General features: G+C 46.2%; 1 pseudogene. It reads right to left on the minus strand.

Going from position 1 to position 353, the window contains the following annotated elements:
- Positions 1-122: 122 nt before the first annotated feature.
- Positions 123-353, minus strand: a pseudogene (locus tag B3182_RS10720) (single-stranded-DNA-specific exonuclease RecJ); the annotation flags it as partial.

The following is a 353-nucleotide window of genomic DNA, read 5'->3' on the forward strand; positions in this document are numbered from 1 at the left end:
ACAGCACTGCGTTATGGTATTGCCTGTGGAGCCGGTACCGTCATGCACGCCGGAACAGAATTATTTCACGGTGATGAACTGGCCGATTTTCGACAGCAGGTAACTATTCAAACACTGGATATTTAACTCGGCAACAGGTTATCAACCAGCAACTGTAGTGATTTGCTTTGTCGAAACTCATTTACATCCAGACGGTAGTGCAAGACAACCTTCTGTCCAATCTGGAGCCATACTGGAGCTGTTTGACGAAACGCCATTGCCGTGATTTCACGCCCATCATCCAGTTTTACGGTTAAACGCAAATGGTCTGATTGCTGACCGACATGACGATAATTCTGTAACACAAACTGTCC

The sequence above is a fragment of the Methylophaga sp. UBA4204 genome (assembly GCF_002379485.1).
In the GTDB taxonomy this organism is placed as follows: Bacteria; Pseudomonadota; Gammaproteobacteria; order Nitrosococcales; family Methylophagaceae; genus Methylophaga.